This is a genomic window from Pseudomonas sp. R1-6, from assembly GCF_051132115.1.
Taxonomy (GTDB): Bacteria; Pseudomonadota; Gammaproteobacteria; order Pseudomonadales; family Pseudomonadaceae; genus Aquipseudomonas.
The window spans coordinates 4,770,689-4,790,952 of the sequence record NZ_CP071662.1; the positions used below are offsets into that span (position 1 = coordinate 4,770,689).

Genomic DNA, 20,264 nt, shown 5'->3' on the forward strand with positions numbered 1-20,264 from the left:
GGTGCCTCTCTTCCTGCAAGAGGCTGGTAACTTTGGCGATGCTACTGGCGCCATCGCGAGCAAGCTCGCTCCCACAATGGATTGCATTCGAAACTGTGGGAGCGAGCTTGCTCGCGATGACGATAAACCCGGCACCGCAACACTGAGACAGGATCCCCGGCCATGCACCTCGACTTCACCGACCTGCGCCTCTACCTGAACGTCCTCGACGCTGGCAACATCACCGCCGGCGCGGCCCGCAGCCATTTGTCCCTGGCTGCGGCCAGTGCGCGAATCCGTGCCCTGGAGGCGTCCCTGGGCATCGACCTGCTTGAACGCGGGCGACGCGGCATCACCCCGACGCCGGCCGGCAAGGCGCTGGCCGAACATGCGCGGATCCTGCTGCAACATGCCGAACGCCTCCAGCAAGATCTGGCCGAATACGCCCGAGGCGCGAAAGGCCGGGTGCGGCTGCTCTGCAACACCAGCGCCATGACCGAGTACCTGCCCGAATTGCTCGCCGGTTTTCTCAAGGCCCATCCCAATCTCGACATCGACCTGCAGGAGTTGCCCAGCTCCCGGATCACCCATGCGCTGCGCCAGGGCACAGCGGACCTGGGTATCGTTTCTGACGCGGTGAACACCGATGACCTTCAGGCCTGGCCATTTCGCGACGACCCGCTGGTATTGATCCTACCGACCGGACATTCGCTGGCTGACGGCCGAGCCGTGCGTTTCAGCGAGACCCTCAATCACGACTATATCGGCCTGAACGCCTCCAGCGCCTTGGCGATCCACTTGGAAGAACAGGCCCTGCACATCGGCTCACGCATGCAGATCCGCATTCGCGCCGACAGTTTCGATGGGGTGATTCGCATGGTGGCCCATGGCGCTGGCATCGCTATCGTGCCAAAGGCTGCCATCGACCGGCGACCGTCCGAGCGCGCGTATCGGTGCGTCCCGTTGCAAGAGACCTGGACCCGTCGAGCGCTGCTGCTCTGCGCCCGTAACTTCGAAGGTTTGCCGCCCTATGCCAAAGCCCTGGCTCAGCATTTGGCCGAATAATGCGCGCTTCTGGACAGCCCGGTGTCGAGCACAGGCATCTGCCCAGTCCTGCTCCGCGCTAGGGTGCAGCTTCTTTTTTGCCCCTTTTCGGAGCTCACATGACCGCCCCCATCACCGTCCTGCGCGACACCCATCCGCTGCCCGTACTCGATGCCTGCAAATGGGAAAAACTCGAAGGCGATCCGCACACCGTCAACCTCAATGCTTACACCAGCGAAGACGGCAGCAAGATCATGGGCACCTGGATTTGCACGCCCGGCAAATGGCGTGTGGACTATGTGAAGTGGGAGTACTGCCATTTCCAGGAAGGCTATTGCGTGATCACCCCGGACGGCATGGCGCCGATCCATCTGCGCGCCGGTGACATCTTTGTCGTCGAGCCGGGCATGAAAGGCACTTGGGAAGTGGTCGAGACCGTGCGTAAGTATTTCGTGTTTGCCTGACGTAAAAAAGCCGAGAGACCACCCGACGCGGTCGCTCGGCAAATAACTTCCAGAATGCACTACCCTGTGGCGAGGTGATTTATCCCCTCGCCACAAAAACTTCAGAGCGCCTCAAGTTTTACTGCGGCTTGCGATAGCTGTTAACAATCGCCGAGAAATCCTGGCCGCCCTCGCCCCGCTGGCTCATCGCCTGATATAGCTGCTGCGCCACCGCGCCCAATATCACCGGCTGACGGGCTTGGCGCGCGGCTTCGGTGGCCAGGCCCAAGTCCTTGAGCATCAAGTCCGCGCCGAAACCGCCGGTATAACCGCGCGCCGCTGGTGCCGTTTCGATCACGCCCGGCCATGGGTTGTAGGTATCCGAACTCCAGCACCGCCCGGTCGAGCTGTTGATGATGCCGGCCAGCACCTGGGTGTCGATCCCCAAGGCATCGCCCAGCGCCATGGCCTCGCTGACACCCACCATGGAAATCCCCAGCAGCAGGTTGTTGCAGATCTTGGCGATCTGCCCGGTGCCGACTTCGCCGCAGTGCACGATGTTGCGGCCCATTTGCGCCAGCACCGGTTGCAGGGTGGCGAACAGCTCGTCCGTAGCCCCAACCATGAAGGTCAACGTGCCCGCCGCCGCGCCGCCAGTACCGCCCGAGACGGGCGCATCGGCCATCGCCACTCCTTGCTTCGCAGCGGCGGCCGCCACGTCACGAGCGGTCTGCGGATCGATGGTGCTGCAATCAACGGCCGGCGTACCAGCGGCGATGCCGGCGAGCACGCCGTCCTCACCCAGCCAGACACTGCGTACATGGGCGGCGGCCGGCAGCATGGTAATCACCAGCGCCGCCCCCTGGGCCGCATCGCGGGGCGAGGCGCTGATCGTGCCGCCCAGCGCCGCCAGTTCGGCCAGCACCGTCTGGTTCAGGTCGAACAGGTTCAGCGAATGGCCGGCCTTGAGCAGGTTGCGCGCCATGGGGGCGCCCATGTTACCCAGGCCGATAAATGCGATGTTCATGTCCGGCTCCTTAACGCAGATTGATGGTGGTGTTTACACCGTCATTGACGCTGTCGTCATCGAACCAACGCGCGGTAACGGTCTTGGTCTGAGTGTAGAACTGCACCACCTGTTTGCCGTAAGGGCCAAGGTCGCCAAGCTTCGAACCACGGGAACCGGTGAAGCTGAAGAACGGTACCGGCACCGGGATCGGAATGTTGATGCCCACTTGGCCGACGTCGATTTCGCTCTGGAACTTGCGCGCCGCCGCTCCGCTCTGGGTGAACAGGCCGGTGCCGTTGCCGAATGGGTTGGCGTTGACCAGGGCAATGGCCTGATCCAGGGTGTCGACTTCCAGCACCACCAGCACCGGGCCGAAGATTTCTTCGGTGTAGATGCGCATGTCGGTGGTCACACCGGAAAACAGGGTCGGGCCGACAAAGTTACCTTCCTCGAAACCCGGCACGCTGATTTCCCGTCCGTCGAGCTCCAGCTTCGCGCCTTCCTTCACGCCGCTTTCGATCAATTCAAGGATCCGCGCCTTGGCTCGCTTGGAAATCACCGGGCCGACATCAGTGCCCGGCTCGCTGCCTGCGTTGACCTTGAGCTTCTGCGCCAGCGCCTTCAGCTCCGGCAACCATTGCTTGGCCGCGCCCACCATCACCACGACGGAGGTGGCCATGCAACGCTGGCCCGCCGCGCCGAAACCGGCGCCGACCAGGGCGTTGAGGGTTTGCTCGCGATTGGCATCGGGCAACACCACCGCATGGTTCTTGGCGCCCATCATCGATTGCACGCGCTTGCCATGACGGCCCGCCAAGTCATAGACGTGGGTGCCTACCGCTGTGGAGCCGACGAAGGAAACGGCCTTGATGTCCTTGTGGGTACAAAGCGCATCCACCACGTCCTTGCCGCCGTGCACCACATTGAGAACGCCTGCCGGTACGCCGGCCTCGATGGCCAGTTCCACCAGCAGCATGGTCGACAACGGATCCTGTTCGGACGGCTTGAGCACGAATGTATTGCCGCAGGCGATGGCCATCGGGAACATCCACAACGGGATCATCGCCGGAAAGTTGAACGGCGTGATACCCGCGCATACCCCGATCGGCTGGCGCAGTGTGTAGGTGTCCACGCCCCCGGCGACGTTCTCGGCGAACTCGCCCATCTGCAGGGTGCCGATGGAACAAGCGTGCTCGACCACTTCAAGGCCACGGAAAATATCGCCTTCGGCATCCGCGATGGTCTTGCCTTGTTCGGCGCTCAGCACCGCGGCGATGCGCTTGGAATGCTCGCGAATCAGGGCCTGGAGCTTGAGCATGATGCGCATCCGCGCACCGATGGGCGTCAGTTTCCAGGTCTGGAAGGCACGCTGGGCAGCGGCGATGGCTGCATCGACTTCCGAGGCCGTGGCAAACGGGACCTTCGCCAGCACCTGTTGGGTAGCCGGGTTGACGATGTCGTGCCATTCGTTGGATCGGGATTCAACCCACTCGCCATCGATCAACAGTTTGACGGTATGCAGGGCAGTGTCGCTGGGCGTGAGGGAAACGTTCATGCTGGCCTCCGGGATTGTTCTTATATAGAGAGCGCTGGTTCAGCTAAGACCAAGACGCACGAGCACGCTTGGTGATGAGACGGTTTATGGAGTATAGATGTGCAAACTTCTAATAAGAACGCACATAAAAACCGGTCCATCATGCAAAAAAACATCACCTCCCTCGGTTCGCTGAACTGGGACGACCTCAAGTTTTTCCTCGAAGTGGCCCGTACCCGCAAGGCCAGCACAGCCGCCAAGCGCCTGGCGGTCGACTACACCACCGTGTCGCGACGCATCAGCTCGCTGGAAGCTTCATTGGGCACGCTGCTGTTCGAAAAATCCCGGACCAATGGTTTTGTCCTGACGGCCGAAGGCCAGCGGTTGCTGGGCTACGCCGAATCGATCGAAAGTACGCTGCACATGGCTTGCGAACAGGTGTCTGGCTCCGGCGTCGCGCTGTCCGGCCATGTGCGCATGGGTTGCACCGAAGGCTTCGGCAGCTTTTTCATCACGCCGCAATTGAGCCACTTCGTCGATGCGTACCCGGCGATTTCAGTGGACATCCTGCCGCTGCCGCACTTCATCAGCCTCTCCAAGCGCGAAGCCGACATTGTCATCGCCCTCGAGCGCCCTGAACATGGCCCGTATGTCTGCTGCAAGCTGTGTGATTACCGGCTGCAGCTCTACGCAACCCAGCACTACCTGGACAACCATCCGCCCATCCACCATCCGGCGGATCTGGGCAAGCATTCGTTCATCAGTTATGTCGACGACCTGGCATTCAGCTCCGAGCTGCTGTACCTGGCCAATGTCTTGCCCGGCGCGCACGCACATCTGCGCAGCACCAGCGTGATCGCGCAGTTCGTCGCTGCGCAGCAAGGTCGGTCGCTGGCAATCCTGCCGTGCTTCCTCGCGGCCCAGGACTCACGCCTGTTGCCGGTGCTGCCAGACGAAATCACCGTTACGCGGCAGTTCTGGATGTACTGCCGGGAGGACTTGAGGAAGCTCAAGCGGATTACATTGTTATGGGACTACATCAGAGACGTGACTGAGCAGAACCGGCCATTGCTGATGGGCAACAGCCGGGAGATGGTTTTTGCCGACTAATCGGCGATGACCACGATGGCAACGCGGCGGTTTTCGGTGCGACCGCTGGCAGTGTCATTGGACGCGACGGGCTGGCTGCTGCCGAGGCCGCGCGACTGGACGTTCTCTTCGCGCATGCCCACGCCGATCAATACTTTACCGACGCTGTCGGCCCGACGTATCGACAGTTGTTCGTTATAGGCTTGGGAGCCTGATGCGTCGGTGTGACCATCGATGCGAACTCGCTCGATACCCGCGCCCAGCAGCGCCTTGCCAATGCGCTCGACAATTTCGGTGCTGGCTGGATTGAGGGTTTCCACATCGCTGCCAAACAGCACTTTGCCTGAGAGGCCGAAGGCCCAGCCCTCCTCCGTCAACTTGAAACCCTGCTCCTTGAGGACGGCGATTTGCGCTGGGGTCAGGCCCTTTTGCGGGGCGGTCTGACACCCAGCGAGGGTAAATACGGTGATCAATAAAAATGCTGCGAACCGCAGCAGAGAAAAACGAGCATTCGAAAGCATGCATTCAGCTCCTGGTTTGAAGTTCCGCGACCGGGTGCTCCGCACCCGCCGTGTGTTGACCGCCTCGGGCGAGGCGTTTGGCCTGGTACATCGCCGCATCGGCGGCGCTGAGCAGCGCACCGGGCGTTGCCCCATGCTCGGGGTAAACGGCAATGCCGATACTGAGGGAGGTCAACACCGAGGCATTACCTGGCAACTGGATCGGCATTTCCATGCTGGCGATGATTTTTTCGGCGATTCGCTCGGCATCCTCGATCTTGTGCAACGGCGTCAGCAGCACCGCGAATTCGTCGCCGCCCAGGCGTGCCACAAGGTCATCTTCTCGTAACTGAGCCCGCACCCGGGTCGCGACGGCAGTCAACACCGCGTCGCCGGCGGCGTGGCCGAAGTTGTCATTGATGCCTTTGAAGCGATCGCTGTCCAGATACAGGACGGCCACTTGCTCGTCGAGCTTGCTGGCATTGCGCAAGGCGCGGATCAATCGACCTTCGAAAAATGCCCGGTTCGGCAACCCGGTCAGGCTGTCGTGGCTGGCCTGGTGAGCCAAGGTCTCGTTTTCACTTTGCAGGTGGGTCTGCCAGGACTCGAGCTCAGCGAGCAATCCATTGAAGTCATTTCCCAGGTTATCCAGCTCGGCGATGTCGGCCGGCGGAACCCTTCGGTCCAGGGCTCGCTCGCAGCGTGCGGCGTGGGCGACCTCAGCCAAGCTGCGCAACGGTCCAGTGATCGCCCGCAACTGACGTCGCGCCAGATACAGCGCGACCCAGGCACTGACCGCCGTACACACAATGATTCCCGCCAGGCCGCTGAGCAGAAAACGCAACAGACTGCCGCCATGCCCCGCCAGCAGGATCCTGCCGATATTTTGCCCTTGGTGGACGATGGGAAGGCTGATGGGTTTTTCCAGGAACGCCTTGGCGATGTGCATTTCCAGCTCTGAAAGAAGTCCGGTCTCCGGCCGCTGCCAGCGCGCTAACAAGCGGCCCTGCTCGTTGAATACCTGCGCATCGGCCACCTCTTCGGTGGTGGCGATCAAGGCCAGCGCTTCGGTGGCGGCGGCCTCGTCATCGAACACCACTGCCGCTTCCACGGTGTAGTTGATCGAACGGGCGATGAGGTGCAGGTTGTGATCGGCGTAGACACGCAAGGCAAGCACGCCCAGCAATGTAAGGGAAACACTGGCCATGGCGATCGCCACCAGCGCGACGATCAAATGACCGCGACCGATGACCGACCCCAACGTGGGACGAATTCGTGGTTTTGACGAACTCATGGGGCGGCAGGCCTGCGGCGTGATAGTTGGAGGACACTGGGATGGATGCGCACGCCACTACGGGCGACCGAGTCGAGATTGACCTCGAACGACACTTGCTCATCACCGACCCGCAGGCAAAACAGACTGCCCACGGTGCATTCATCCCCGCCCTCGCTGATGCTCAACACAGGTTGGCCAATCAGCGAAGCAAACAGACGGGAGCGTTCAGCAGTGCTCAGATTGCCGATATAGACGGCGTTGCAGTCAGCGGTGATGCTCGGATAATCAGCCAGCACACGCTGCACGGTCACGGGGCGACCGGTCGCCTGGGTGGTGCCTTTGACGAGGTCATCGGTATATTGGGTGGGGCCGACGATACACAGTTGCAGTTGCGTTGGCTCGACCGGCCACCGCGCATAACTGAGAATGCCTAATACAACCTGGGTGACCGCCTCGGCTCGCTGGTCGGCTCGAGTAACAGCCGGCGGGTCCTGGGCAATGACCGCAGGCGACAGCAGCCACAAGAGAAAGGCAAGCAAATAATGCCTGCAATCCTTGCTGCGCACCGCCTCCCGTCCCACCGCCGTCATGAATGATCTCTTGTTGTAGATAAGAGCCGGAACGATAGCACAGTGTCAAAAAGCCAGCGAGACAGTGTCCTACAAAGAGCTCCGACAAAAAACAGGCATTAGCGCAAGCAACGCACTGGCACACCAAAACCGATCATTGCGTCACCTTACTCCCATTCCAACATCAAGCCGCTCAAGCGCTTGACCTTGCGTTGCACCGCCTCTTCGAAAATTCCCGCGCGTGGCTCTATCAGACTGAACCATTGTTTGGCCCGGGTGATAGCGGTGTACACCAATTCCTTGGTCAGTACAGGATTCAGTGCATCCGGAAGGATCAACGCCGTGTGAGTGAACTCCGAGCCTTGGGATTTATGCACGGTCATGGCGTATACGGTTTCCACATCGTTCAATCGGCTGGGCAGCACAAAACGCACGCCACCTCGGCCGTCGTTACGAGGAAATGCAACCCGCAGCACCTGTTTTCCGGCATCCGGTCCGTCACGCTCAGGCAACCTGAGGGCAATGCCGATATCGCCATTCATCAATCCCAACCCGTAATCATTGCGCGTCATCAATACCGGACGCCCCTCATACCAAAGCTGGTCATTGTCGATCAGCCGCGCCTTGAGCAGCGCGGCAGTGATCCGTTGGTTCAACCCTTCGACACCCCACGGGCCTCTGCGCACCGCGCAAAGCAACTGGAATTCGTCAAACGCCGACAAGACCTCCCGAGCCCAATCATTCCAGCAATCGTCTTCCAGCGGGCGGGAGGCCGCCGGACGCCGTTGCCGCAAGACGCTCAGATAATGCCGATATCCCTGCGGCCCGGAGGCTTGGCCATCCAGCAGCAAACGTTCCAGCGCAGTATCGTGTTCGCCTTTCAACGCCAACGTGGACAGATCGGGGTATTGGCCCTTGTGCAATAGGTTCCGCGCCTGCTCCGGCTGTTGTCCATTGACCAGGCGGGCCAACTGGCCAATCCCACTGCCCTCGCCGAAACGCCGGGAATGCCTGAGCATGACCACTTGCTGGGCGAGGGGGTGAGTACCTTCGAGGTCCTGCTTCAGGTCACTGGTCATCAGGTTTTCGCCGCTGACGGATTCGAGCCACGCCAGAGTCTGTGGGCTATACCAACCCTCTTCGGCATCGCGGCACAAATCGCCAAGCACCGCGCCGGCTTCGACCGAAGCCAACTGGTCCTTGTCCCCCAGCAATACCAAACGCGCATGGGACGGCAGCGCATCCAACAGATTGGCCATCATCTCCAGATCAATCATCGAAGCCTCATCGATGACCAGCACATCCAGTGGCAGGCGATTGCCTGCATGATGACGAAAATGACGGGTACCGGGACGACTGCCCAGCAGGCGATGGACCGTAGTGACTTCGCAGGGAATGCGTTCACGCACGGCATCGGTGACGTCCAGCGTGCGAACCTGTTGGCTGATGGACTCGGTCAGGCGTGCCGCCGCCTTGCCGGTGGGCGCGGCCAGACGAATGCGCAGCGGCTTACCTGCTTCGACAGCGGGTGCCTGCAACAAGGCGAGCAGACGCACGACCGTGGTGGTCTTGCCGGTGCCGGGGCCACCCGTGACGATACTGAACGCGCTTCGGGTCGCGAGCGCGCAGGCCAGTTTCTGCCAGTCGACCGGCCCCGTCGCGCTGGCCGGACCAAACAGCCCGGCCAGGCGCTCATCCAAGTCATCAGGCACCGCTCCGTGGTCGGCCAGCCGTTGACGCAACGCATCGTCGATTCGTCGCTCGTAGCCCCAGTAGCGGCGCAGATAAAGACGTTTTCCGGCGAGTACCAGCGGCCGTTGTCGTGCCTGCTCACGCTCGTCGCCTGCCAGGGCGACCAGCGGGCTGGAAGCCAGTACTTTGCACCAGTCGGCACCATCGAGTGTCTGCAAAACCTGCGACGGCAATAGCATCACGCCGGGCTGCAGGTCTCCCTCCGGTGGCAAGGACAACGCAAAATCCGGCTCCTTGAGTGTTTCGAACAGATCCAGGCAGACATGCCCGTGCCCCAATTGATGGCTGGCAAGGGCCGCGGCAAGCAACACCAGCGGGTCGTCTTCTGGGCACAGTTCATGGAGGAAAGCTACGAATGCCCTGTCCAAGGCTCGCAGCCAACCGCGCTCCACCCAGCGAGTCAGCAGCAGCAACAGGTCGTCCACGTCGCTCAAGGGCGCCAAATCCACCAGGCTCTCGTCGTCGGAATTCTTGGGAAGCAGGTCCGCAAAAGAACGACTCATAACAGTTCTCCCTGCACCCAAGCCGGCTCCGCCTTGGGCTCGGGCATTCCTTGGAACAGGCGATCCAGTTGCTCTATCAAGGCGCGCGCAGGCTTGGTGAAGTAGACACCCTGGCTGGCAGCGCGTGTGCCACGAAGGAATATATACAGCGCGCCGCCGACATGCTTGTCGTAGTCATAGTGGGGCAAGCGCGCCTTGAGCTGGCGGTGCAAGGCCAACAAGTACAGCACGTATTGCAAGTCGTAGCGGTTATCCAGGATCGATTGCTCCATGGCCTGTATGGTGTAGGCGGCGTCGTCCAATCCCAGCCAGTTGGACTTGTAATCGGCCACATAATATCGACCGTCGTGCTCGAAGGTCAGGTCTATGAAACCCTTGAACATGCCATTGAGCAATACCGGTTCCGCAGCGACACGAGCCACGCCGTCATGGGTGAATCGGCAAACCAGATCATCGAGCTTGAGCACATCGACCTTGTGGCTGGCGAACCAGAATTCCATTTCCACTTGGAACCGGGTCAAGTCTCCCAGCACCACCGGCGCTTGGCCGCCGCCAATACACAGAGGCGTTTTGATCAGGTGCAACAACCAGTCGCCAAGGGTTTTGATCCAGCCATTCCAACCCCGGCGGTTGCAGCGTCGGGCAATGGCATCCTCAATGATAGCTGGCGCCGTCGGGAATCCTTCGCCGGCAGCCCACTCCAGGAGCCCATGCAGGAAGGTACCGGGGTTGGGGCCACGTGGAAAACGGTGGATGTCACCGCCCGCAGCCGCAACTTCCCGCGGGGCGTCTGGGTCGAGTCGCTCATCATCGAACAGTTTCTGGGCTTGGGGATTTTCCGGTGCGGTGTCACCGCCCACGTTGAGGCTGTCGCCGAAACGCAACGCACTGTAGGAAGCAATCCACCAGTTCTCGCTGGCTTTGCGCAACGGAATCAAGGGTTCAAGCAATACCGCGTCGTTGCGTGCGGGTCGGTAGTGCTCGTCGCTGGGCTGGGGCATATCCAGGCAGCTCACCGCCTGGCTGCCTTGCCGCAGGTCTTCCAACCAACGTCTGAGCTCTACCGACTCGTTCAACGGCGCACCACCACCCAACAGATAGCCCAGGGCAGACAAATGTAGAATCGAGCGGTTATTACTGCCGCGCTTGAGATCGGCGACACCCAGCCAGCAGGCGTGCTGGGCACGGGTAAGTGCCACGTACAAAAGACGCAGGTCCTCTGCCAGACGCTCGTCATCGGCCTTGGCGATCAATTCCGGGGTCGGGGCGAGACTGATCTGCGCCAGGCCGCGCTCATCGTGGTAATGCAGCGGAAGTCGACTGCCATCCACCGGCTTCGTCGAGCATATGAACGGGAGGAACACCAGGGGGTATTCGAGTCCCTTGGACTTATGGATCGTCACTACCTTGACCAACTGCTCGTCGCTTTCGAGGCGAAGGATCTGCTCTTCTCCCGCCTGCCCGGTCATGGCCAGATGCTCGGCCAGGTAACGAATCATGGCTTGCTCGCCATCCAGCTCGACGGCGGCCTGCTGCAACAACTCACAAAGGTGCAGCAGGTTGGTCAGCACCCGCTCGCCGTCATCACGTGCCATCAGGGACTGAGGCAATTTGAAGTCGTGCAACAAGCGCCTCAGCATCGGCAGCACACCTTGCGCGCGCCAGACCATCCGATAGCCCCGGAACTGCATCACACGGCTTTCCCACGCCAACTCATCCTGGTTCAGGCGCTCAAGCTCTGTGAGCGGCAGGTTCAACGTAGTGCTGGCCAGGGCTGTGCGCAGCAGTCGCTCCACATCCGGCTCGGCACATGCCTTGAGCCAGGTCAGCAAATCCCTTGCTTCCTGGGAAGCAAATACCGAGTCCTTGTCTGATAGATAGACACTGCGCACGCCTCGTGCGGACAACTCGCCGCGCACGGCCTGCGCTTCCTTGCCATCGCGCACGAGAATGGCGATGTCGGCCGGCAGAAGACCACGAAGCATTTCCCCATCATGGAAAAAGCCATCGCGCCCCGACTGTCCGCCGTTGAGCAGCGCAGTGATTTCGCTGGCGCAGGCTGCAGCCATCTGCTGCCGATACACCGCTCCGGAAACTGGCTGGTCAGAGACCAGGTGCCAAACATTAAGGGCAGCGACAGTCTGTCCCGAAACCCGCAAGCTCTCTTTGCGCCCTTGGGACTCGACGGGCAGGAACGGCACGGGATTCTCACCCGATGGCTCGCGGAACAGGAAAGCCCCTCGCCCCTGCTGACGCGCCTCGGCATGTTGGAAAACCTGATTCACCGCGCCGACCATGGCATGGCTGGAGCGGAAGTTTGTCCCCAGCGTATGCAACCGGCCAGCGGTGGCTTCCCTGGCGCGCAGGTAGGTATAGATATCGGCGCCGCGAAACGCATAAATGGCCTGCTTCGGATCACCGATCAGGAACAGCCCGCTTTGCGGATTGTTGTCTTCAATGCGATAGATGCTTTCGAAGATTCGGTACTGGATCGGATCGGTGTCCTGGAATTCATCGATCAGCGCCACTGGGAACTGCTCGCGAATCAGGCTAGCCAGCCGCTCCCCGCCTTCAGCCTGCAACGCCGCGTCCAGGCGCAGCAGCATGTCGTCGAAACCCATTTCAGCCCGGCGCCGTTTCTCCGCTTCGAAGCGTGTCCCGACCCATTGCGCGGCATGCTGCAACACCGCCGCGTCCGGGGTAGGCAGGGCGTCCAGGCTGGCCTTGAGTCCCGACATCGCATCCAGCCCGGGATGACTGGGCACATCGCCTTTCCAGGCCTCGGCCATGCCCTCGGGCGTCAGCCGTGTGAAGCCGGTGCCAATGTCCAGCAGCTCGAGACTTTCGTCCTCGACCCAGGCCGTGATCTTCTGGAACCAGGGTTCGAAATAGCGAGCCTGCATCTTGCGTCCGTCGACGCTTTTATTGGCAACGCCCTGCTGGCAGATTTCCAACAACTCCACGGCCCATTGTCGCCAAGGAGCCTTGAGGTCGAGCAATGCCGCGCTGCGTTCCTGAAGGGATGCGACGATCAGCTCGGCCGGCTCGATCCCCTGCGCCTCACCTCGAGAACTGGAAAACAAACCCCTTACCCGGGGCAGCAGGGCGGCAGGCCCGCCCCAGTGAGCCCGCACCCAGTGCAGCGCTTCACCTTGCATCGAATAGCAGAACAGCCGCCAGTAGTCGCGCAGCACCTCTGCGAGCAACTCGCTGTGATCGGTTTCCAGGGTTTGCGTAAACAGGCTGCCACTGTCGAAGGCATGCTCGCGAAGCATTCGCTGACACCAGCTATGGATAGTCGAAACGGCCGCTTCGTCCATCCATTGCGCGGCTATATCGAGCCGGTTCGCGCAGGCTGCCCATTGCCCTTCCCCGAACTCATCACGCAACGAGGCAATCAACGAGTCCGGGGCGGGAATCTCATCGCGAAAAAAACGCGCCGCTTCCGCCAGGCGCGTACGGATACGCTCCCGCAGTTCCTTGGTCGCGGCATCGGTGAAGGTCACTACCAGAATCTGGGGAGGAAGCAGCTCGCGGTCAAACCGCGTCTGCGGGTCGCCATGCCCTAACACCAGGCGCAAATACAACGCCGAAATGGTAAAGGTTTTCCCGGTACCGGCACTGGCCTCGATCAATTGACTGCCACGTAGCGGGAAGGCCAGGGCCAAGGGAGTTTTCCGGCTCATGGATGTACGTCCTCGCTCACCAGTGAGCGCCAAGGCGCTTCGAGTAGCGGCCGATAAAGCGCATCACACCAGTCGGGAAATGTTTCGTCAGCGACCAGCGCATTGAAGTCGGGGTATTGCCGTGCCAGGGCAGGGCTTTCCCGGCGCTCCCCCTCAAACGTCAGCCCGTCACCTTCGTAGGCTTTGCGAGCCGCCGCCAGGGCTTTCTCCGGTTCGCTTTGGCCGAGCCAGGCGAATGCGGTTTTCACCGCGATTGGCAAGGGTTGGCGCATACCAGCCTGCCAGGCTTGCAGCAGGTCGCCAAGCACCTGGCGCGCTACGGTTTCGTCAAAAGGGGCGAGCAGCAAGCTGTCATCACTGGCGACCAATGCCGTAGTCATCGAAAGCCCACTGGCGCAGGCTACAAGATGGTTGACCCAGACCCGTATCAGTCGATGCCATTTGCGGGTCTTGGTAGATCCGATGCTGTTGGGGATAGCGGTAATGGCGAGGACCGAGCCATCGCCTCGCTGATGCAGGCCGCTGAGCCATCCTTCTACGCTGACATCGTGTATACGAAGGCTGACGGGGACGGCGCTGGTCAGTGGAGTGGGCCATGAAGACAGGAGCTGCTGGTAGCGCTGGAGCAGGTCAGGCAACGGCTCGATCAACTCGCGCTGCAGGCTTTCACCGAAACCCGCCATGGGCAGCAGGCCACTGTTCTGTAATCGCTTGGCGTGCGCCGCCAACGCCAGGTCCGATTGGTCGAGGCGAACAAGGGCGGCCTCGAGCAGGCTGTCGCTCAAGCTGTAGCGCTGCAGGGCATCGAGAACGAAAGGTTCGTCATCGGCCAGGGGGGCTTCGAAAGCCTCGAAGAACACCTTGAGTCGCTGGCTGAAGAAATGACGAACAGGATTGCGCAGAAAATCCTGCAACTGAGCGATCCCCAATGGCTCTTCCTGGGCATAGGGCTCCAACATTGCAGGCAGCGCGCCGTGTTCTTGGGCCTCGTGAAGCGAACGCCATTCACCGGCATAGCTGAACAGCCCGTCACCCTGATAAAAGTACCGGGCGCTGAACGGCTGCAAAGGATGCTCCTGAGTCAACGCCTCGAGTAGACCCTCATCACCATTTGCCAACCGCCACCCACTGGCAAGATGATCACGCAACTGGCCGATCAAGACCGATGCCGGCCGATCGCTGTTGTCACGAATACTGCGACCGACCCAACTGATGTAGAGCTTTTCCCGGGCAGAAAGCAGCGCTTCCAACAGTAGGTACCGATCGTCCTCGCGCCGGGAACGATCGCCTGGGCGGTAATCGCTGCCCATGAGATCGAAATCCAGCGGTGGCTGAGCTCGTGGATAGTCGCCGTCATTCATTCCCAGCAAACAAACCAGCTTGAAGGGTATCGCTCGCATCGGCATCAACGTACAAAAATTGACCGCTCCGGCGAGGAAACGTTGGGACAACTTCCCCTGATCCAGTCCGGTCAGCCAGGCTTCCCTGACAACCGTCAAAGGAAGCTCATCCTCCAGCCCGACCGAATCGCAGGTTTCCAGCCAGGTTTCACGCAGGTCCTCGAGTTGGGCCAGCAGATAATCGTCGTGCTCGTTGCTTGCCAGGAAGAACAATTGCATCAAGCCATGCAGACGCGCCCCCCATTCCTTGGGAGAGGTTGGCTGGCTCAGCTCCCGGTGAGCAACTTCCAGCGCATCCAGCAAAGCCACCAGCGGACCGATCAAAGCCGCATCGAGGCCACCGATTTCGTCATAGGGCTCGATGCCCTCGTAAGCCTCTGAATCGCCAACCGCATACCCCAGCAACATGCGACGCAGGCCGAAACGCCAGCTGTTCTGCTCAAGCTCTGCGGGCAAACCCAAACTGGCGCGATGTCGGGCATTCATCCCCCAGCGAATGCCTGCTCCCTCAATCCAGCGGTGCAGTGTCGGCAAGTCGGCCTCATTGATGCCAAACCGCTCGCGCAACGCTGGCACGTCCAGCAGATCGAGAATCTCGCTGACCGGAAACCGACTATCCGGGAGCCTGAGCAAATGCTCGACGGCGATGAGCAAAGGGTCACGGCCACGCTGGCCCTGATCTGTCAGGGTGAAGGGGATGAAACGAGGGTCACCCCGATCAAGCTGGCCAAACACGGCGCGGATATGCGGCGCATAACTGTCGATATCCGGGACCATGACAATGATATCCCGGGGACGCAGGGACGAATCCTTGCTGAAGTGCGCAAGCAATTGATCATGAAGGATCTCAACTTCACGCTGGGCACTGTGGGCCACATGGAAACGGATCGACTCGTCTTGTTGCGTATCGACTGAAGGCCAGTGTTGCCGGGTTTCATCCAAGGGGCGCAATTCCAGGATATCGTCCTGCAACTGACTAAGAAGGGTCGTGGGATTACCGTCGCTGAACAGATCGATACGCCCTTCGCGAAATACCGAGCGATAGGTGTTCGGATCATCGTAGCTGTCGAGAAGGTTGATGTAGTCGCGCCCTTGCTTTCCCCAGGCAGCCAACAGCGGATGTGCATGCTGATGCAAAGTCTGCGAATCCAGGACATTTGGCATGCCGCTTTTTCGTGCCTGCCGTTTGTATTGGTGACGAAGCAGGTCCTTGTCGGCGACGATGTCCGCCCAATGGTAACGACAGGGGTTGTGAACACACAGTAAAACCTGGCTGAACCGTGAAAGACCGGCCAGGGCCTCAAGCGCTTGGGCTGGCAGTGAAGAAATACCGAACACGATTACGCGAGCCGGTAGGCCTTCGGGAGCGGCTTCAAGGTGATTGATTCGCTCAAGATAGCGCTGGTGAACGCCGGCACGGCTTTGAGCCATGCCCTCTTCACCCACATCCAACAGCAGCGCTCGCCACAGCTCCGCTTGCCAGCAATTTGCCGGCGCGAGCGGCTTTGTTTCACCACGCACGCTCCTTGTCTGGTGCCGTCCCTGCGCCCAATCTTCAAGCCAGTCGGCTCGGTACACCTGATACTGGTCGAAAAGATCAGCCAGACGCTCGGACAATTGGTAGCGCTTACGTAAATCAGTGTCGTCAGACAGGAAACGTCGCAACGGTTCGAAATGAGGCTGTTCAATTAGCTGCGGCAGGAGACGCATCAGCCTCCATGTGAGCGGCGCCTTATCCAGTAAGGATTTAGCCGGAATTTCATCACGGCCAAGCACCATTCGATAGAGCTGCCACATGAAACTGCCGGGCAGCTGCACCTCGATGGCAGCCGCAATTCCGCAGCCGCCACTGTCATCGTCTTCAGGATCTTCAGCCAGTGCCAGCTTCAGCCATTGGGCGATGCCGTTGCTTTGAACGAGGGCGATTTCATTTTCAAGAGGGCCTAGCGGATAGCGTCGCATCAGGCTGATAACCAGGCTGCGCAACTCATCAAGGCGATTCCCATGGACCACCATGAAAGCAGGGCTGAGGGACGTCGCGTCCGGCATAAAGGCATCCTTGAAAAGTGCAAAAGCTAGGGCAGAACCTTAGCACTGTCGGTGGGCTGTGGCAGCCGGGAGCTGTCCGCGCTTATCGTAAGAACTTTCCTGCGGGCAAAACAAAACCCCTACCTGCATCAGCAGATAGGGGTTTCGGAATTTAATCTTGACGATGACCTACTCTCACATGGGGAAACCCCACACTACCATCGGCGATGCATCGTTTCACTTCTGAGTTCGGGATGGGATCAGGTGGTTCCAATGCTCTATGGTCGTCAAGAAATTCGGTAGCCAGCGCGTGCCTTGCGGTCACGTTCCAGCGAATGGGTATGTGATAGCGTGTTGTTTTGTGAGTATCTCGAACTTTCGGTTCGTTTCGTCTTCACAACACCGCAATCTGGCCTCTTTCGAGTCTACAAATTGCTTGGGTGTTATATGGTCAAGCCTCACGGGCAATTAGTACAGGTTAGCTCAACGCCTCACAGCGCTTACACACCCTGCCTATCAACGTCGTAGTCTTCGACGGCCCTTCAGGGAGCTCAAGGCTCCAGTGAGATCTCATCTTGAGGCAAGTTTCCCGCTTAGATGCTTTCAGCGGTTATCTTTTCCGAACATAGCTACCCGGCAATGCCACTGGCGTGACAACCGGAACACCAGAGGTTCGTCCACTCCGGTCCTCTCGTACTAGGAGCAGCCCCTCTCAAATCTCAAACGTCCACGGCAGATAGGGACCGAACTGTCTCACGACGTTCTAAACCCAGCTCGCGTACCACTTTAAATGGCGAACAGCCATACCCTTGGGACCGGCTTCAGCCCCAGGATGTGATGAGCCGACATCGAGGTGCCAAACACCGCCGTCGATATGAACTCTTGGGCGGTATCAGCCTGTTATCCCCGGAGTACCTTTTATCCGTTGAGCGATGGCCCTTCCATACAGAACCACCGGATCACTAAGACCTACTTTCGTACCTGCTCGACGTGTCTGTCTCGCAGTCAAGCGCGCTTTTGCCTTTATACTCTACGACCGATTTCCGACCGGTCTGAGCGCACCTTCGTACTCCTCCGTTACTCTTTAGGAGGAGACCGCCCCAGTCAAACTACCCACCATACACTGTCCTCGATCCGGATAACGGACCTGAGTTAGAACCTCAAAGTTGCCAGGGTGGTATTTCAAGGATGGCTCCACGCAGACTGGCGTCCACGCTTCAAAGCCTCCCACCTATCCTACACAAGCAAATTCAAAGTCCAGTGCAAAGCTATAGTAAAGGTTCACGGGGTCTTTCCGTCTAGCCGCGGATACACTGCATCTTCACAGCGATTTCAATTTCACTGAGTCTCGGGTGGAGACAGCGCCGCCATCGTTACGCCATTCGTGCAGGTCGGAACTTACCCGACAAGGAATTTCGCTACCTTAGGACCGTTATAGTTACGGCCGCCGTTTACCGGGGCTTCGATCAAGAGCTTCGCGTTAGCTAACCCCATCAATTAACCTTCCGGCACCGGGCAGGCGTCACACCCTATACGTCCACTTTCGTGTTTGCAGAGTGCTGTGTTTTTAATAAACAGTCGCAGCGGCCTGGTATCTTCGACCGGCGTGGGCTTACGCAGCAAGTGCTTCACCCTCACCGGCGCACCTTCTCCCGAAGTTACGGTGCCATTTTGCCTAGTTCCTTCACCCGAGTTCTCTCAAGCGCCTTGGTATTCTCTACCCAACCACCTGTGTCGGTTTGGGGTACGGTTCCTGGTTACCTGAAGCTTAGAAGCTTTTCTTGGAAGCATGGCATCAACCACTTCGTCACCCAAAGGGCAACTCGTCATCAGCTCTCGGCCTTAAGATCCCGGATTTACCTAAGATCTCAGCCTACCACCTTAAACTTGGACAACCAACGCCAAGCTGGCCTAGCCTTCTCCGTCCCTCCATCGCAATAACCAGAAGTACAGGAATATTAACCTGTTTTCCATCGACTACGCTTTTCAGCCTCGCCTTAGGGACCGACTAACCCTGCGTCGATTAACGTTGCGCAGGAAACCTTGGTCTTTCGGCGTGGGTGTTTTTCACACCCATTGTCGTTACTCATGTCAGCATTCGCACTTCTGATACCTCCAGCAAGCTTCTCAACTCACCTTCACAGGCTTACAGAACGCTCCTCTACCGCATCACTTACGTGATACCCGTAGCTTCGGTGTATGGTTTGAGCCCCGTTACATCTTCCGCGCAGGCCGACTCGACTAGTGAGCTATTACGCTTTCTTTAAAGGGTGGCTGCTTCTAAGCCAACCTCCTAGCTGTCTAAGCCTTCCCACATCGTTTCCCACTTAACCATAACTTTGGGACCTTAGCTGACGGTCTGGGTTGTTTCCCTTTTCACGACGGACGTTAGCACCCGCCGTGTGTCTCCCATGCTCGGCACTTGTAGGTATTCGGAGTTTGCATCGGTTTGGTAAGTCGGGATGACCCCCTAGCCGAAACAGTGCTCTACCCCCTACAGTGATACATGAGGCGCTACCTAAATAGCTTTCGAGGAGAACCAGCTATCTCCGAGCTTGATTAGCCTTTCACTCCGATCCACAGGTCATCCGCTAACTTTTCAACGGTAGTCGGTTCGGTCCTCCAGTCAGTGTTACCTAACCTTCAACCTGCCCATGGATAGATCGCCCGGTTTCGGGTCTATTCCCAGCGACTAGACGCCCTATTAAGACTCGCTTTCGCTACGCCTCCCCTATTCGGTTAAGCTCGCCACTGAAAATAAGTCGCTGACCCATTATACAAAAGGTACGCAGTCACCCAACAAAGTGGGCTCCCACTGCTTGTACGCATACGGTTTCAGGATCTATTTCACTCCCCTCTCCGGGGTTCTTTTCGCCTTTCCCTCACGGTACTAGTTCACTATCGGTCAGTCAGTAGTATTTAGCCTTGGAGGATGGTCCCCCCATATTCAGACAAAGTTTCTCGTGCTCCGTCCTACTCGATTTCACTTCTAAGATCCTTTCGCGTACAGGGCTATCACCCACTATGGCCGCACTTTCCAGAGCGTTCCGCTAAAATCAAAGAAGCTTAAGGGCTAGTCCCCGTTCGCTCGCCACTACTAAGGGAATCTCGGTTGATTTCTTTTCCTCAGGGTACTTAGATGTTTCAGTTCCCCTGGTTCGCTTCTTGCACCTATGTATTCAGTACAAGATAACCATCTTATGATGGCTGGGTTCCCCCATTCAGACATCTCCGGATCACAGTCTGTTTGCCGACTCCCCGAAGCTTTTCGCAGGCTACCACGTCTTTCATCGCCTCTGACTGCCAAGGCATCCACCGTATGCGCTTCTTCACTTGACCATATAACCCCAAGCAATCTGGTTATACTGTGAAGACGACATTCGCCGAAAATTCGATCTGGCTCTAAGAGCCACTCACAAATTTTACCTTAGCCTGATCCGTTACCAGTGAAA

General features: G+C 59.1%; 11 protein-coding genes and 2 rRNA genes. 3 read left to right on the top strand and 10 right to left on the bottom strand.

Annotated elements, in window-relative coordinates; translation table 11 throughout:
* Nucleotides 1-162 precede the first annotated feature (162 nt).
* On the top strand, nucleotides 163-1,044 hold the full coding sequence (locus tag J3P81_RS21535; RefSeq protein ID WP_434560803.1) for a LysR family transcriptional regulator: 882 nt from the start codon (nucleotides 163-165) through the stop codon (nucleotides 1,042-1,044).
* Nucleotides 1,045-1,142: 98 nt separating this feature from the next.
* Entirely contained in the window at nucleotides 1,143-1,487 is a 345-nt protein-coding gene (locus J3P81_RS21540) for a cupin domain-containing protein (protein WP_003177747.1), read from the top strand.
* Between the two features lie 118 nt (nucleotides 1,488-1,605).
* Here the strand turns inward: J3P81_RS21540 and mmsB are convergent, their stop codons facing one another.
* On the bottom strand, nucleotides 1,606-2,493 hold the full coding sequence (gene mmsB / locus J3P81_RS21545; protein WP_434560805.1) for a 3-hydroxyisobutyrate dehydrogenase: 888 nt from the start codon (nucleotides 2,491-2,493) through the stop codon (nucleotides 1,606-1,608).
* A 10-nt stretch (nucleotides 2,494-2,503) separates the two neighbouring features.
* Nucleotides 2,504-4,030, bottom strand: a complete 1,527-nt coding sequence (locus J3P81_RS21550) for a CoA-acylating methylmalonate-semialdehyde dehydrogenase (protein WP_420765643.1) — start codon at nucleotides 4,028-4,030, stop codon at nucleotides 2,504-2,506.
* 141 nt (nucleotides 4,031-4,171) lie between these two features.
* On the opposite strand from J3P81_RS21550, the gene J3P81_RS21555 reads away from it, so the two are divergent.
* Nucleotides 4,172-5,119 (top strand): LysR family transcriptional regulator, encoded by a 948-nt coding sequence (locus J3P81_RS21555; RefSeq protein WP_434564152.1) that lies wholly within the window; start codon nucleotides 4,172-4,174, stop codon nucleotides 5,117-5,119.
* On the opposite strand, the gene J3P81_RS21560 is transcribed toward J3P81_RS21555, so the two are convergent.
* The 8 genes from J3P81_RS21560 to J3P81_RS21595 form a co-directional block, all read right to left on the bottom strand.
* The gene (locus J3P81_RS21560) at nucleotides 5,116-5,619 is read right to left on the bottom strand and encodes an OmpA family protein (RefSeq protein ID WP_420765644.1); all 504 of its coding nucleotides are present in this window, start codon (nucleotides 5,617-5,619) and stop codon (nucleotides 5,116-5,118) included. The genes J3P81_RS21555 and J3P81_RS21560 overlap by 4 nt on opposite strands.
* 4 nt (nucleotides 5,620-5,623) lie before the next feature.
* Complete coding sequence (locus J3P81_RS21565) at nucleotides 5,624-6,892, bottom strand: diguanylate cyclase domain-containing protein (protein ID WP_420765645.1); 1,269 nt, start codon at nucleotides 6,890-6,892, stop codon at nucleotides 5,624-5,626.
* Complete coding sequence (locus J3P81_RS21570) at nucleotides 6,889-7,464, bottom strand: YfiR family protein (RefSeq protein ID WP_434560807.1); 576 nt, start codon at nucleotides 7,462-7,464, stop codon at nucleotides 6,889-6,891. Before J3P81_RS21570 ends, J3P81_RS21565 begins: the two co-directional genes overlap by 4 nt.
* 146 nt (nucleotides 7,465-7,610) lie before the next feature.
* Nucleotides 7,611-9,698 (bottom strand): exodeoxyribonuclease V subunit alpha, encoded by a 2,088-nt coding sequence (recD, locus tag J3P81_RS21575; RefSeq protein ID WP_434560809.1) that lies wholly within the window; start codon nucleotides 9,696-9,698, stop codon nucleotides 7,611-7,613.
* Nucleotides 9,695-13,384 carry an exodeoxyribonuclease V subunit beta gene (gene recB / locus J3P81_RS21580; protein WP_434560811.1) on the bottom strand — a complete coding sequence of 1,230 codons (3,690 nt, stop codon included), beginning with the start codon at nucleotides 13,382-13,384 and terminating at the stop codon, nucleotides 9,695-9,697. Before recB ends, recD begins: the two co-directional genes overlap by 4 nt.
* Nucleotides 13,381-16,833 (bottom strand): exodeoxyribonuclease V subunit gamma, encoded by a 3,453-nt coding sequence (gene recC / locus J3P81_RS21585; protein WP_434560813.1) that lies wholly within the window; start codon nucleotides 16,831-16,833, stop codon nucleotides 13,381-13,383. The genes recB and recC overlap by 4 nt, the downstream gene beginning before the upstream one ends.
* A 155-nt stretch (nucleotides 16,834-16,988) precedes the next feature.
* Nucleotides 16,989-17,104: ribosomal RNA gene (gene rrf / locus J3P81_RS21590) — 5S ribosomal RNA — on the bottom strand.
* Between the two features lie 155 nt (nucleotides 17,105-17,259).
* Nucleotides 17,260-20,151: ribosomal RNA gene (locus tag J3P81_RS21595) — 23S ribosomal RNA — on the bottom strand.
* Nucleotides 20,152-20,264 lie beyond the last annotated feature (113 nt).

Excerpts from the sequence above, each read along its gene's own strand:
- recD (WP_434560809.1), bottom strand. The coding sequence starts at position 9,698 with ATGAGTCGTTCTTTTGCGGACCTGCTTCCCAAGAATTCCGACGACGAG.
- J3P81_RS21570 (WP_434560807.1), bottom strand. The coding sequence starts at position 7,464 with ATGACGGCGGTGGGACGGGAGGCGGTGCGCAGCAAGGATTGCAGGCAT.
- J3P81_RS21555 (WP_434564152.1), top strand. The coding sequence starts at position 4,172 with ATGCAAAAAAACATCACCTCCCTCGGTTCGCTGAACTGGGACGACCTC.
- recB (WP_434560811.1), bottom strand. The coding sequence starts at position 13,384 with ATGAGCCGGAAAACTCCCTTGGCCCTGGCCTTCCCGCTACGTGGCAGT.
- J3P81_RS21565 (WP_420765645.1), bottom strand. The coding sequence starts at position 6,892 with ATGAGTTCGTCAAAACCACGAATTCGTCCCACGTTGGGGTCGGTCATC.
- J3P81_RS21560 (WP_420765644.1), bottom strand. The coding sequence starts at position 5,619 with ATGCTTTCGAATGCTCGTTTTTCTCTGCTGCGGTTCGCAGCATTTTTA.
- mmsB (WP_434560805.1), bottom strand. The coding sequence starts at position 2,493 with ATGAACATCGCATTTATCGGCCTGGGTAACATGGGCGCCCCCATGGCG.
- recC (WP_434560813.1), bottom strand. The coding sequence starts at position 16,833 with ATGCCGGACGCGACGTCCCTCAGCCCTGCTTTCATGGTGGTCCATGGG.
- J3P81_RS21540 (WP_003177747.1), top strand. The coding sequence starts at position 1,143 with ATGACCGCCCCCATCACCGTCCTGCGCGACACCCATCCGCTGCCCGTA.
- J3P81_RS21535 (WP_434560803.1), top strand. The coding sequence starts at position 163 with ATGCACCTCGACTTCACCGACCTGCGCCTCTACCTGAACGTCCTCGAC.
- J3P81_RS21550 (WP_420765643.1), bottom strand. The coding sequence starts at position 4,030 with ATGAACGTTTCCCTCACGCCCAGCGACACTGCCCTGCATACCGTCAAA.